We start from the raw sequence: 13,864 nt of genomic DNA, 5'->3' as shown, positions 1-13,864 counted from the left end.
TAATTTGTATCTTTTGGCTTATAAATTTGTATTTAAAATTTAATCATGTTACAATTGAAATTGAAATCGAATAGAAAAGGAAAATGCAAACGTGGGCACACTATTAGCAACCAGATTAAAAAATAGACGAAAAGAATTAAAAATGTCTCAGCGAGAATTGGCCGAGGGGATATGTAAACAGGGACAGATTAGTCGATTAGAGAATGGAGAATTTACTCCAGGAGCAGACTTTTTATATGCTCTGTCTAAGAAGTTAAAAGTTAGTATAGATTATTTTTTTAATGAGCAAATTGTAGAAGAGATTGATGAGCTATCAGAGTTTAAGAAGTTAGCCCAGACATTTATCACAAATCGAAATTATGAGTCTTTGAAGTATATATATGAATTAGAGAGTGTAAAGGTACATCGCTTGTCTCTAGTAAATAAATTTTATATGGAGTGGATAAAATCTCTTATAGATTTTTATTTCTATGGGCAAAAAGAGGAAGCTGTGGCAAGATTGGAGAAGGTACTGTCTCAGTTAAATGTAACTGACCTGTTCTACCTTCAAGTTTCAAATACTCTATTTAATTTTTATTATGATATTGAAGATTTAGAGAGCTTTAATGAAATTCGAGAAAAGTTGGAGTGTCAAGTAAATCAACTCAAGTTAAACACAATCGAAGAATTAAACCTTTCTATTAAATTTAATTATAATGTTTGTCGCTATCTATGGTTGCAGAATAATACTGAAGAGGCTATTACTAAAATCACAGATACGATAAAGCAATGTAAGACGTATAGAACAACATATCTTTTGGCTGATTTGTATGTATTGATGGGAAATGTCAGTAAGAATTTTTCTTCTAAAGTTGCAGTAAAAGAGTACTTTGAAACGGCTTATTTCCTATATAAGCTTGAGGGCAATATGTCAATGGCTCTTAAAATCGAGCATTATATTGCAGATATAACAGAATAGCAAAGACGATGTTCAATTAAGCATCGTTTTTTTTTAATCCAAAATAATACAAATATGTATTTAATAAAAAAAAATAAAAAAACCTTATAAAATTGTTGACATAATAACATCGAAGTGATAAACTAAAGGCAAAAAAGAGGAGAGAAATATGAAAAATTTGTTTAAAAAAATTGTTACTTTAGTAGTTATAGTTTTAATTCTGTTAGGGATTGTATCGAAACCCCAATCTCATATAAAGGCAACAGAAATTGATCCTGGTCCTGCAAACGGTGTTTCTAGATAAAAATTTAGATATTAGAAAAAAATTAATATATTAAAAAAGAGGATTAAAATTGTTGATGTTTGAATTCTATATCCTGGCAGATTGATATGTACCCTCTTTACTGGACACCCAGTAAGGAGGGTACATATCAGATGTATTGAAGGGAGTAAAATATAGTTTAAAAAGTTGTTTAAATCATCATTATATTTGTAAGGAGAGTCTTACCTGTACAGGTAAGTATTTAGTTATAACTAAATACTTACTAATCATATATGCAATTGTTTAATTATTAAAGGATTTTTACTATGCAAGAGGTCATTATTACAAATAAAAAATTAGATTATTTATTAAAATAAGTGAATGTAAGAATCTAATTTTATACTCTAAAACTGGAAATATAAATTACTTTAAGTTAGATGATAGAATCAGGCGAGATTTATCTAATTTAGATTTAGAGATTTTATATGCAGATACTAGAGATTATGATATTGCATATGCATTATCACAATGTATAGGTGCAAAATTTTTAAAAATTAAAACAGAAGCCTTGTTAAATAGGAATAAACAGTACATATTTATCAGTGAGTATGCAATGTCAAAAGAATTAGATAGTCTGATTATGAGATTATCAATATATAATATTACATACTTAGTTTCTCATGATTTAGAGGCACTATCTGTTTTAATTACGAAATTTTTGTATCCATATAAAATTGAGGGTAATGCGAATATAATATTAAATATGCTTGATTCTTCAATTAAAGAAATCTCTAGAGAAAATTTTTAGATTGTAAATCGTAAAGGGAATGTATATGAAAAATTATGTAATTTAAAAGAAATTAACTATTTATCCGCAATCGTTCATGGTAATGGTAATTTATTATATTTAGGTCAAGAAAAATTAGTGTCAGAAGCAATAGCAATTAATAGTAATGATACGATATTAGTTGATTTTTTAGACTCTAAAAAAAATAAAGTGATTTTCTTAGCTTCTTGTTTTGGAACTGTACTATCAGGAAAATCATATGTAGATGATTTAATCAAATCAAATGTTGATACTATTATTACATATAGAGGACTAAAAGAAAATGGATTCGCAGAGTGTTCGTGGTTTATTTTATTGAACTATTTTGGTTTTCAATATGATGAAATAGTTAGAATAATCAATAAAAAATCAGAAAAAAGAACAGTAGATGCTCCTAGGTATAGTTTGATTGGCTCTAGCGAGAATGCGTTAACGTTTTCTCCATATTGTGAGTATAGATTTGAAGATAATCATATATTGTGTCATACAGAAAATGAAAATCAATTTTACTTTGGTAAATGTAAACTGCCTTTAAATAAAAACGGAAAGGAAGTCTAAGAATGAAGAAATTTAGAAACTTTTCACGATTTTGATTTTGTTGATGGATATTATCATTATTGTTGGTGGCTAAGATACTTAGGAATAATATATAACAGTGTGTAACAAATATTTTTAATTAGTAGTATCTTATTTAAAAAAGTGGGGAGGAATATTATGTATTCTGCATTACTTGGTAATCCAGTGGAACATTCTATATCGGATGAATTATTTGAATATCTAAATAATATTATAGGAGGTTTAGACGACTATAAACATAAGAAAATTTTAGTGAACTCAGTGTGTTTAGAAGAAAAAATTAAAAATCTAATAAATGATCCACAATGCATTGGATTAAACATAACTTTACCCTATAAAAGAGAAACAATGAAATATATTGATACTTTAGATAAAGTAGCTGAGGTAACCGGTTCTGTTAACAATATTTACAAAACTGGAGATATTATTATAGGAACTAATACTGATTGGAAAGGTATTTATGATACATTAGATTTTTTCAATGTTAACCATTTAAAAAAATGTTGTATTTGGGGTACTGGAGGTACTTCAAGGGCGGCTATTTTTGCTTTACGAAAACTACAAATCTCACCAGTCATTGTATATAGAGAGCCAATTAGTGAAAATACATGGAGTTTAATGGAAAGTTTTTCTGATCTAAAGTTTATTACATATCAGGAATTGGTCAATCAACAACTTTTAAATGATATAGAGATCATAATAAATACTACACCAGTTGGAATGGTAAATTATGAAGATGATTTACCTATAAATCTTAAGCAGTTAGATAGTATTAATTATGAAGATAAATACTTTATGGATGTAGTTTTCAATCCTTTACACACTAAGCTTCATAAATATTTTAGTAGTAAAGGAGTAAAAATAATAGACGGTTTATGGGTTTTACTTTTTCAAGGGATCGAGGCATTTTCATTGTGGTGCGATAAAATCAATGATAGTAAGTATTTTTTACTAAAAGATGATATAGTACGGATACATAAATTTTTGGAAAGGAAGATACAAGAAACAGATGGTTTTTCATATAACAGTAAATCTCGATGAAATATCAGATAGCTTAGATACTTCGTTGAAATTTTTAAATAATCTATCAATTAAAAGTTGTGAATTAAGAATGATAAATAATAAAAATATTATAAAACTTAGTGACGAAGAGTTAATCAATTTAAAAGAAAAATTGCAAAAGTATAATATAACCCCGGTTTCCATTGCGAGTCCACTTTTTAAATGGAATGTAAAAGGAGAGAATTTAGAAAGTAATCTTGATTTATATGGTATGTCGACTAGTGTTACATTAAATGAACAATGGCTCTATATAAGAAAAATTATTTTTATAGCTAGATTCCTAAATATTAAATATATAAGAATATTTGGTGGAATTGGGTGTTCAGTAGATGATTTCTTGTGCAATGAACTATTTTTGAGTATGTTAAATGAGACTGATATTATTTTTTTAATTGAGAATGAGTTAGGGACTGCTGTGAGCACTGCAGACGACTTGATAAAAATAGGGCATTTTATAGATGAAAAATCGATAAAAAATTTAAAAATTTGGTTTGATATAGCTAATTATTATAGAATTGATCCCAAAGTAGGCCAGCTTATTCAAAAATTGAAAAATTATATCTATTATATTCATTGTAAGAATTATATTATTAATGATTCAGGAATATATTATGTAGAATTAGGAAAAGGAATTATCAACTTCAAAACTCTCATTCATGAAATCCGTGAACATTTTATAAATTTAATTTTTAGTTTAGAAGTACATGAAAAAGAACTGGATAAAAAGGCAGAAGTAGTGAGAAAATCCTATTTAACCCTAAGTGAGTATATTGATGGAGATTAAAATGAATTTAAGTATAGTTGGTTTAAAGAATATTCCTTATTTGAAAGAAGGTGAAAATTTAGAAAAGTTTATTGCAGAGAGTATTAAAGATTCAGATTTTTCTATTGAGGACAATAACGTACTTTGCATAGCTTCTAAAATTGTGTCTATTTCAGAAAATCAAGTTTTGTCTTTGAAACAGGTTCAAGTGAGTGATGAAGCTAAAGAAATTCAGAAGAGCATCCCTCGTAAAGATCCTAGAATAATTGAAATTATGCTCAACTTAGTTGATAGAGACCTGTCACGTTTAGATATAAAAAAAAATTACATTGGATGTAGATTGGAAAATGGTTTAAAGTTGACAAGTGGTGGAATCGATAAAAAATCAGTTGATGAAGTATTTCTCTTGCCTAAAAATCCAGATGCTTCTGCAAAAAGAATCTCAGAATATCTTAAACTGTCACTTGGTAAGAACGTGGCAGTTGTTATAACTGATAGTGATGGTAGGGAGGATAAAAGAGGAGCTACTCAAGTAGCAATTGGCATTTATGGTATTCCTCCATTGAGGAAAACAGCAGTAATAGATTCTAATGGAGAGACAATAAAATTCCAAGAAGAAACTTTATGTGACATGATTGCAGCTAGTGCTGGTTTAGTAATGGGGCAACGTGGAACAGGAATTCCTGCTGTTATTATCAAAGGCATAGAATATGAGTGGTCTGAAACGACAAATATTAAGGATGCAATTAATGAGAGTTCCAATTGAGAGTAAAAATATTTTAATGGTTGGATTTGGTAAAATTGGGAAAATAAAAGCTTATAAATGGATGGGCAGAGGCTACAATGTATATGTAAAAGATATAAAATTTTGTAATTTAATATTACTTAACAAAGGAATCAGTGTAGATGATGATTTATCGAGACAATATTTTACCATTGAAATTTGTACTCCGACTAACCAACATGTAGTAGTATTGAAGAATATTCTAAAAAAATATTTATTTTCATATGTTAGTATAGAGAAACCACTTTGTAATACATTTAAAGATCTAGAGGAAATTACTTCAATCATAAAAAAGCAACCAGATTTAGAAAAAAATATTTTTGTGAGTGAACAATATTTTTATTCTACAATTTTAGATATTTTCTCAAATCATGGATGTTTTTCTTTGAGTGGAACAGAAAAAATACAGATTGAATTTTCTAAAAATAGAATCTCGGATAATGAAAATGGAAGATTTTTAGATGAGGAGATATTAGGTTACGGAATCGAACTTCCGCATATATTAGCGATTTTAAGATATTTAGGAATATCATCAGATGAATTTGTTAATGGTGTTTTTGTAAATAATCTTTATATAAAAGATTTAAGAAACCATGATTATTCGATAGAAATTTTATCTAGAATTAGAAATATATCGATAGAAATTAACAGTAATTTAGGGAGTTTTTCGATAAAAGATGGAAAGCAGATGAATCGGAAAAATGGAACAGTAAGAACTGCTAGAATTGATGACTCAATTCTGATTTTTGATCCACATCCTAAGATTGAAAGATATAGAAGTGAGTTAATTAATGGTGATAATAAAATTCAAATTTCTGATGATATGATAGATAAACAATTAACATTATTAGAAGAGAATAGGATACCAAGAGGGTGTGATATTATTAGTGCTATTGAAATAACAAAAGTGTTACTTAAATTATATTTAGAATGCAATAAAATTTATGTATAGAGGTATAAATTATGGAATTAAAAATTACTAATGATTTTTATAGTCCAAGTCAATTAGCATATGAGGTTGTAGAACGTAAAGGATTAGGTCATCCTGATACCTTAGCTGATGGGATAGCAGAGCAAATTGAAATTGATTATTCTCAGTACTGTTTGAATAGATTTGGCATTATTCCACATCATAATTTTGATAAAATCATTATAAGAGGTGGACATTCCATTCAGAATTTTGGTGGTAGTGACTTTATTGAACCAATTAAAATTATTTTTTTAGGTAGGGCGAGCAAAAAATGTTTTGATATTCCAATTCCACTTTTTAAAATTCAAAAAAAAGCTGCAACTAAATATTTAAATAGAATTCTCCCCAACTTAGATGTTGAAAATTACGTAGAATTCGAAACATTGACTTCAGATTTTACTACAAAATCTAATTGGTTCTCCCCTACTACAATAGAAGACTTACCAGAGTATAAAGATGTACCAAAGGCAAATGATACAGCTACAATGATAAGTTATTGGCCCTTAACAATTTCGGAAGAATTAGCCTTAATGATTGAAGGGTATTTTTATAAACTAGATATCAATAAATTGCCAACGCCACGATTTATTCAAATGGGTGGAGATATTAAAGTGATGGTTGTAAGGAACGATTTACATTATTCTATTAGAATAAATTTTCCCTTAATAAGTAAATTTTTTAACAACGAGATTGAAAGTAGGCTATATGTTGATAAACATGTAGAAAAAATTAAGGAGTATGTTGAACAAAAGTATAAAAAGCTAAACTATTCTATTGATTATAATTACTATTTAACTTCTACAGGTTCTTGTATTGATTTTGGAGAAGAAGGTGCCGTTGGTCGAGGGAATAAAACTCATGGTATCATATCAAGCTTTAGACCAAATACTATGGAAGCACCAGCAGGTAAAAATTGTACTTATTTTGTAGGGAAAGTTTGGGGATTTTTATCTGATATTATTGCTAAAGATATTTATGAAACGTTTAAGACTCCATGCCAAGTAATTATGCAGTCAAATATTGGTTCAGAACTGTATAAACCAACCCATTTATATATTCAAACAGAAGAAAGTATTGATCAAACAAGGGTATTGGAAATTATTAATAGGCATTTATGTAAAGGTTCAAAAAATACGAATCTAATTTTATCAACTCAACATTTTATTCCTAAAACCAATGTTTATAATGGATAAGACAATTTTATATTTTGGGTTTGTCGGAATTTCTTTTGATGTACCTCACTTTATATTTCAAAATATAAAAGAGCAGGATAATAAAATAAGATGTTCTAGCGAAACAATAAAGATTTTAGGTAGTGTAAAATTTATTGAGAGTAATCAACAATATATAAAATATAATGGCAATGGAAGTATTTTAGTTTATGGTAGATTAGATTATTTTAAAGAAGGTATTTCACTATATTACATTGGAGAGTATTTAGCTGAGTGTCTTTTGATTGAGCAGGATAATACATTATTAATTCATGCAGCGTCAGTTTATAATCCTATAACGGATCATTCAATTTTACTCTTAGGGGATAAAGGTGCTGGAAAAACTACTGTCGCACTCAGACTTTGTATAGAACATGGATACCACCTTATAGGTAATGATCAAGTAATATTTGGCTTAGATTCTGGAATATTAGTAACTTGTGCAGGAACCTCATTCTTTAAAATTAGAAGAACAGCTGTTTTGTCAGATAAATTACTATTTAGACTGTTTAGTAAATATTTTAATCATCCATCACACTTCAATCAGGCAAGCTGGGATGATAAAATTTCAATTGACCCAGGAGAGTTAGGGATACGTACTTGTAATTTTTCTGTTGAAATTTCAGAAATTTATTACATAAAAGCAGACAAACAAGAAAAACAAATATGTCAATCAATTTGGAATGATAGTTTAGCCAGCTTATTTCTAAATGAAATATTGGGAAGACATATATCTGGACAAGTTGCATGTTTTCAATCAGATAAAGGAAAGTATTTTTCTGCTATGCCTTTAATAAATTATGAAAAAAATAATAGAGTACGTGAACAAATAGTAAAGAAAATTTTCACTAATAATAAATTATATAAAATTATTGCAGATTCTCCTGATAAATTAGCAAAAAAGATTTTAGAAAATGCTAGTGAAAACTCATATTACGAATGAATTGGGAATTGATGTGAATATATTGAAAAAGGAGTGGTAAATATGTTTGTGATAGGCATTCCAACCTTAAATGAGGCAGATAATATCAGTAGATTGGTTAAACAAATCGATGAGTATGCTGTAAATTTAGGGAAGGAAATTATTATTATTAATTCAGATAGTAATAGTACAGATGGAACACCTCAGATTTTTTTAGAAACAAAAACTTATAATACCAAAATTTCGATAGTATCAAAGCTAAAGGGAAAAGGTTATAACGTGAGAAATATTTTTGAATATACGATAAATAATTTTTCAAGTTTTTCAGGTTTGATTTTGATTGACGGGGACGTTGTCTCATTGGAAAAAATATGGCTAGAAAAAATGTTTATGTCAATTGAATCTGGTTATGATCTTATAATCCCAAATTATGCTAGAAAATTTTTTGAAGGAAATGCGACGAATCATTTTATTTATCCTATGTTAGTGAAAATTTTTAAAAGTGACGTACCTTATCAATGTATTTCTGGCGATTTTGGTTTTTCAAAGGAACTGGTAAAAGAGTTAACTTTGAAGTGTAATTGGCACAAGTATTCAAAAGGTTACGGAATAGATATCTTTTTAACCTTAACTGCGATGTTAAAGTCATACAAAATTAAGGAAATTGATTTACAATCAAAGATTCATAAAAAAAGCTTTGGGAAAATTGAAAAAATTTTTTTAGAAGTTTCTCAAAGTTTTTTCGAGACTATCAAAGATGATTTTTCAAATAAAGACAGATGGATTTTAAATATAGATTTTGAGAATCATTTAAGACGGTTTATTCATTCAAATGATATCCCTTCCAACGATGATATTGAGAACTTAAAGAAAAAGGCGTTATTTTTATTACAAGAAGAGAACAAGTATTCATATGGACTGTTAGATGTAGAGTGGGACAGAATATTGTCTAATGCGGTTAAAAATATTTACAATTATAGTAGTGAAGAACATTCAGTACATTTATTACCATTTTATTTGTTGAGGATATACAATTATCTAAAGTATAGTAAACTTAAAGACTCTAATTAAATATAGAGAGAGGATGATTTATTGAATATTTTAACATATTTAGTTAATATAAATAGTGGATTCAATAGGTTGGTTTGCTTGTTTGCATTAATAGTTTATTGTTGTTACTTTGAACTATAACGATACATCTATTATAGATTGTGAATCATTATCTGAGTCAGTTTTCTTACTGAGGTACAAAAATATTCAATTTTTGAACAATTCTTTTAATAATACTCAGTAAGGTTAACGTCAGTATGAATTTTGATATTGATATTAAAAGGTAGGAATAGAAAATATGAATTTATTTTTTTAGAAAGGAGAATAGTATGATTGAGATGTTAATGGATATGTTGGGGACAATTAGAGAAACAGATCCGAGTAGAACTGCTATAAAAGATAATACAAGAGTACTTTCATATTGTGAAGTGGATACAATAACTAATATAGTAGCTAATCAAATAGTTCGCAAAATAGGGGTGAACCAACGTGTTGCTGTTATCTTACCACATGGGATTAATCAAATATTAGCTATGATTGCAATATTAAAATCGAATAACTGTTATGTTCCGATAGATTACTCTTTAAATGGAGATAAAATTAAAAAAATTTATTCATCCACCCAAGCTGTGATGTACATATCTGATAAAAATATTCCGTATGTTTCAAAAACGAATTTTTTGGATGTTTCAGAATTTATTACAAAGAAATCAGATGAGAAATTGCCGATAGAAAATCCTTTTATATACCTTAGAGAACGAGAAGCTTATATTTTGCACACATCTGGATCAACGGGTGAACCAAAAGGTGTAATAGTGTCGATAGCCAATTTAGATTATATCATAAGGAACTTGAATACTATAACACCTGCCGTCGAAGAATCTAGATATTTATTTTCAACACCATATAGTTTTGATGTATCGATCACAGAAATGTTAGGTTGGATAGTGAGCGGCAGTAGCGTATACTGTCTAGATTTGAGTGTTCCCTCGAATTATAAATGTTTAGCAGAAATTATTTTTAAAAATAAAATAACGCATCTAGCCTTTTCTCCTGCAGCATTTTTAGCATTTATAGAGAGATTAGAACAACCGATATTGCAAAAATTAGATTCTACCATTAAGTATGTTGTTATTGCTGGTGAAAAATTTAATTTATCAATTTATAGACTTTGGAAAAGAAATAAGCTAAATTTTAAATTGATTAATGCGTATGGGCCTACAGAGACTACAATATATGCGACAGCGCATATTATTACGAAAGACGAGACGGAAGATATACCCATAGGTGTTCCATTAGAGGGTGTAAAATATATCATTAAAAGCAACGGAACCCACAATTATGGTGAACTTTATATTGGCGGGAAGGGAGTATCAAAAGGGTATACTAACACAAGTCTAAATAATGAAAGATTTCCAGTAATTGATGGGGATAGATATTATTCTACTGGTGATATTGTTTACTATAAAAATGGAAGTCTTTACTATGTTGGAAGAAAAGATAATCAAATTCAGAGAAATGGAATTCGTATAGAGTTAGGGGAAATTGAAAAAGGTATTGAGAGCAATAGTAAAGTAATTCAAGTTTTAGTATTACAGATTGAAAAGCAAATAGTCGCTTTTTATACAGGATATATCAGTCCTCAAAATCTTAAAAGGTTCTGTTTAAAAAATATTTCAAAATATATGATACCCAATTCCTTTATTAAGGTTGAACAGTTTCCTATGACTGTTAATAGAAAAATAGATAAAACTTTTTTAAAAGAAATATTTAAAGAGAGAAATCAAAATAATTTGGTAAGTGCAGCTGATTATAATAATCTAAGTGATGATGAAGTACAGATTTTAAAACTAGTATCTAAGAAATTAAATATTTCTATTACTAAGTTGGATATTTCAAAAGATTTTTTTGAAAATGGAGGAGATTCACTTTCTTTATTTACATTTATATTAGATCTTGAAGATTACTATGGAGTTTCAATACCCATGGATGATATTTATGGGAAAAAACTCTATGATTTGATTCGAGAACTTAAGGGCAATATAAAAAGAAAATTACATGTAGAAAAAACTGATAACTTGCTGGACATGAGAAATGAAGATTTTTATTCAAAGACTGAAATAAAATTTTTATATGACAGTTATTTAAGAAATACCAATAAAGTGATTTCCAAATTTCAGGCTATACATTGCCAAAGAATTTACTATTATGATAACTATAGAAATATTTTAACTTCAACCTTTGAATATAAAAATTGTAGTATTGAAAAAATTAAATCAGTTGTCCAACAAGTGATTGCTTCAAATAGTTTATTGCACTCAAAAATCTCTGTAGATGAAAAACGAATGGACTTTGAAATTGTAAAACCTAATTTGGATATACCAGTATTAAAAGTATCAAACCAGTCTGAACTAACTTATTTGGAAGATTTACTTGAAGATGTTGGGGAAGATATGATTCCTACATCACGTAATCAAGGCGGACAATTAGCGATGCCAATTATTATTAGCAACGGATTGAATGGGAAAATTATTATTCAAATGGACCATTCTATATCCGATTTATCCAGTATCAGTATTATAAAAAAGCAAATTGGTAGACTAGTTAGTGGTATCGAAGATACATTAACAAATGATGAAAATTATAAATATTATTGTGAGAAAATAAGAGAAATAAACAAAAAAGATTCATTGGAAAAAAATCAATATCATCATTTATTATTGAAAGAATCTAAAAAAATTAAACACCATACGAAATTTCTTTCAGACACTTTGAATTCTTTATCGATCATCCACGCACCAGATTATTCGAATATTGATAGTATTTTATATATTTCATTTAAAATTTCAAAAAAACTTTGTAAAGCATCCGGGAATAGTACTTTAATAATATCTACAATCTTTAATAACAGAGATTTAAAGGCTCTTAATCTACAAAATACAATTGGGGATTGTCATAGTTCTAAATATTTGATTTATAGAGAAGAAGATACCTTTGAGGAATATAAAAAAAGGAATTTCCCCCTTTTCATCAGTGAAGATGATAATGTAATCTACTATAGACCTGGGTTCATTTTTAATGAATTTTATCCAAATGTGTCAAACTGGCGACAAGAGATCAAGAAAAAACTTGCTAGTATTTCTTTGGTTTCTTTAAACTTTATAGGTATTATTAGTGAGCAGAAAAAGAAGCAATATTTAGATTCTTTTTCTGATATATCTGAATTCTTAGGTAAACACCCTAGAATTTATATAACTTCATTCAGGTATAAAAATCAATTTTATATCTTATCTAACAAAAAAATTGATTTATAAAAAGCTTTATAATAGAGGGTAATATGAAAATCACAGTCGTAGGTGTTGGATATGTTGGGTTATCAATAGGGGTACTACTTGCAAGAGAACATGTAGTTACTTTTTTTGATATTGACAATAAAAAAGTTGATTTAATAAATAAAAGGCAATCTCCTCTAAAAGAGAATGCTATAAAGAAATTTTTGCATAAGGCAAAAAATATTAATGCAACTACATCTGAAGAATTGGCTTATAAGGATGCAACTTTTATAATATTGGCATTGCCAACCAATCTGAAAATGAATAAGCTTGATACTTCCTATGTCGAAATTACAATAGATAATATTTTAAAGATAAATAAAAAGGCTACAATTGTTGTAAAGTCAACAGTTCCAATAGGTTTTACCAAATATTTAAGAAATCGTTTTAACTATAATGATATAATTTTTTCTCCTGAGTTCCTTCGGGAAGGTTATACTATTCATGATCAATTGTATCCTTCGAGGATTATTGTTGGTAATGAATCTAAAAATTCTCAATTATTTTTAGACATAATGATGAAAATAGCAGTTGAAGAAAACTTGCCAACTTTATTAATTGGGTCTTCTGAAGCAGAAGCGATAAAGCTATTTTCGAATGCATACTTAGCACAAAAAATTGCTTTTTTTAATGAGTTGGATACATTTGCTGAGATGCAGAATTTAGACTCTAAAAAAATTATTGAGGGGATGGGGTACGATTGGAGAATAGGAAATTCGTATAATAATCCTTCATTCGGTTTTGGTGGTTACTGTCTTCCTAAAGATGTTAAGCAATTAGAGTATCATTTTAAAGATATTTCTGCGCCAATTATTACAAGTATAAACAAGTCTAATTTATTTAGAAAAGTTCATATAGCAAAAATGATTTTAAATAGCTCAGCTAAAACCATAGGAATTTATAGAATTAATTCAAAAAAAGAGTCAGATAATTGCAGAGAATCTTCTACAATTGATGTTGTTAGACATATAAAAAGAAGTGGCAGAGATGTTGTAATATTTGAGCCTTTAATTAAAGACAAAATGTTTTTGGATTGCCCTATAATTAATGATTTTAATGAGTTTAGTGCTCATTCTGATATTATAGTTGCTAATAGAATAGATGACATTCTGATGAAATATAACTCAAAAGTTTTTACACGAGATATTTTTCAATATGATTAACAAAAA

At 28.0% G+C, this 13,864-nt stretch carries 13 protein-coding genes; all 13 read left to right on the top strand.

The genetic code is table 11. The features are described from left to right. Positions 1-91: 91 nt before the first annotated feature. The 13 genes from M1F56_RS07075 (at position 92) to M1F56_RS07020 (ending at position 13,858) form a co-directional block, all read left to right on the top strand. Positions 92-958: a helix-turn-helix domain-containing protein gene (locus M1F56_RS07075; protein WP_037612709.1), complete on the top strand. Its 867-nt coding sequence runs from the start codon at positions 92-94 to the stop codon at positions 956-958. Positions 959-1,106: 148 nt separating this feature from the next. Continuing rightward, positions 1,107-1,241 (top strand): hypothetical protein, encoded by a 135-nt coding sequence (locus M1F56_RS09705; protein ID WP_257960397.1) that lies wholly within the window; start codon positions 1,107-1,109, stop codon positions 1,239-1,241. 571 nt (positions 1,242-1,812) lie between these two features. Continuing rightward, on the top strand, positions 1,813-2,007 hold the full coding sequence (locus M1F56_RS07070; protein ID WP_225915778.1) for a hypothetical protein: 195 nt from the start codon (positions 1,813-1,815) through the stop codon (positions 2,005-2,007). Between the two features lie 117 nt (positions 2,008-2,124). Continuing rightward, on the top strand, positions 2,125-2,583 hold the full coding sequence (locus M1F56_RS07065) for a hypothetical protein (RefSeq protein WP_225915779.1): 459 nt from the start codon (positions 2,125-2,127) through the stop codon (positions 2,581-2,583). 156 nt (positions 2,584-2,739) lie between these two features. Next, positions 2,740-3,642, top strand: a complete 903-nt coding sequence (locus M1F56_RS07060) for a shikimate dehydrogenase (RefSeq protein ID WP_051415232.1) — start codon at positions 2,740-2,742, stop codon at positions 3,640-3,642. Further along, complete coding sequence (locus M1F56_RS07055) at positions 3,611-4,447, top strand: sugar phosphate isomerase/epimerase family protein (protein ID WP_041331783.1); 837 nt, start codon at positions 3,611-3,613, stop codon at positions 4,445-4,447. Before M1F56_RS07060 ends, M1F56_RS07055 begins: the two co-directional genes overlap by 32 nt. Before the next feature lies 1 nt (position 4,448). Then, positions 4,449-5,192 (top strand): coenzyme F420-0:L-glutamate ligase, encoded by a 744-nt coding sequence (locus M1F56_RS07050; RefSeq protein ID WP_037612706.1) that lies wholly within the window; start codon positions 4,449-4,451, stop codon positions 5,190-5,192. Next, positions 5,176-6,162, top strand: coding sequence for a hypothetical protein (locus M1F56_RS07045; RefSeq protein WP_037612704.1), 987 nt, complete (start codon positions 5,176-5,178; stop codon positions 6,160-6,162). Before M1F56_RS07050 ends, M1F56_RS07045 begins: the two co-directional genes overlap by 17 nt. An 11-nt stretch (positions 6,163-6,173) precedes the next feature. Beyond that, entirely contained in the window at positions 6,174-7,373 is a 1,200-nt protein-coding gene (locus M1F56_RS07040; protein ID WP_041331786.1) for a methionine adenosyltransferase, read from the top strand. Then, positions 7,357-8,334: a serine/threonine protein kinase gene (locus tag M1F56_RS07035; RefSeq protein ID WP_037612947.1), complete on the top strand. Its 978-nt coding sequence runs from the start codon at positions 7,357-7,359 to the stop codon at positions 8,332-8,334. The genes M1F56_RS07040 and M1F56_RS07035 overlap by 17 nt, the downstream gene beginning before the upstream one ends. Before the next feature lie 42 nt (positions 8,335-8,376). Then, positions 8,377-9,384 (top strand): glycosyltransferase family 2 protein, encoded by a 1,008-nt coding sequence (locus tag M1F56_RS07030; protein ID WP_037612949.1) that lies wholly within the window; start codon positions 8,377-8,379, stop codon positions 9,382-9,384. A gap of 308 nt (positions 9,385-9,692) precedes the next feature. Continuing rightward, on the top strand, positions 9,693-12,677 hold the full coding sequence (locus M1F56_RS07025; RefSeq protein WP_037612950.1) for a non-ribosomal peptide synthetase: 2,985 nt from the start codon (positions 9,693-9,695) through the stop codon (positions 12,675-12,677). A 23-nt stretch (positions 12,678-12,700) separates the two neighbouring features. Then, entirely contained in the window at positions 12,701-13,858 is a 1,158-nt protein-coding gene (locus tag M1F56_RS07020) for a nucleotide sugar dehydrogenase (protein ID WP_247917294.1), read from the top strand. Positions 13,859-13,864: the final 6 nt, after the last annotated feature.

Source organism: Streptococcus oralis (genome assembly GCF_023109005.1).
Classification (GTDB): domain Bacteria; phylum Bacillota; class Bacilli; order Lactobacillales; family Streptococcaceae; genus Streptococcus; species Streptococcus oralis_BU.
This window is presented reverse-complemented; position numbering and strand designations above follow the sequence as displayed.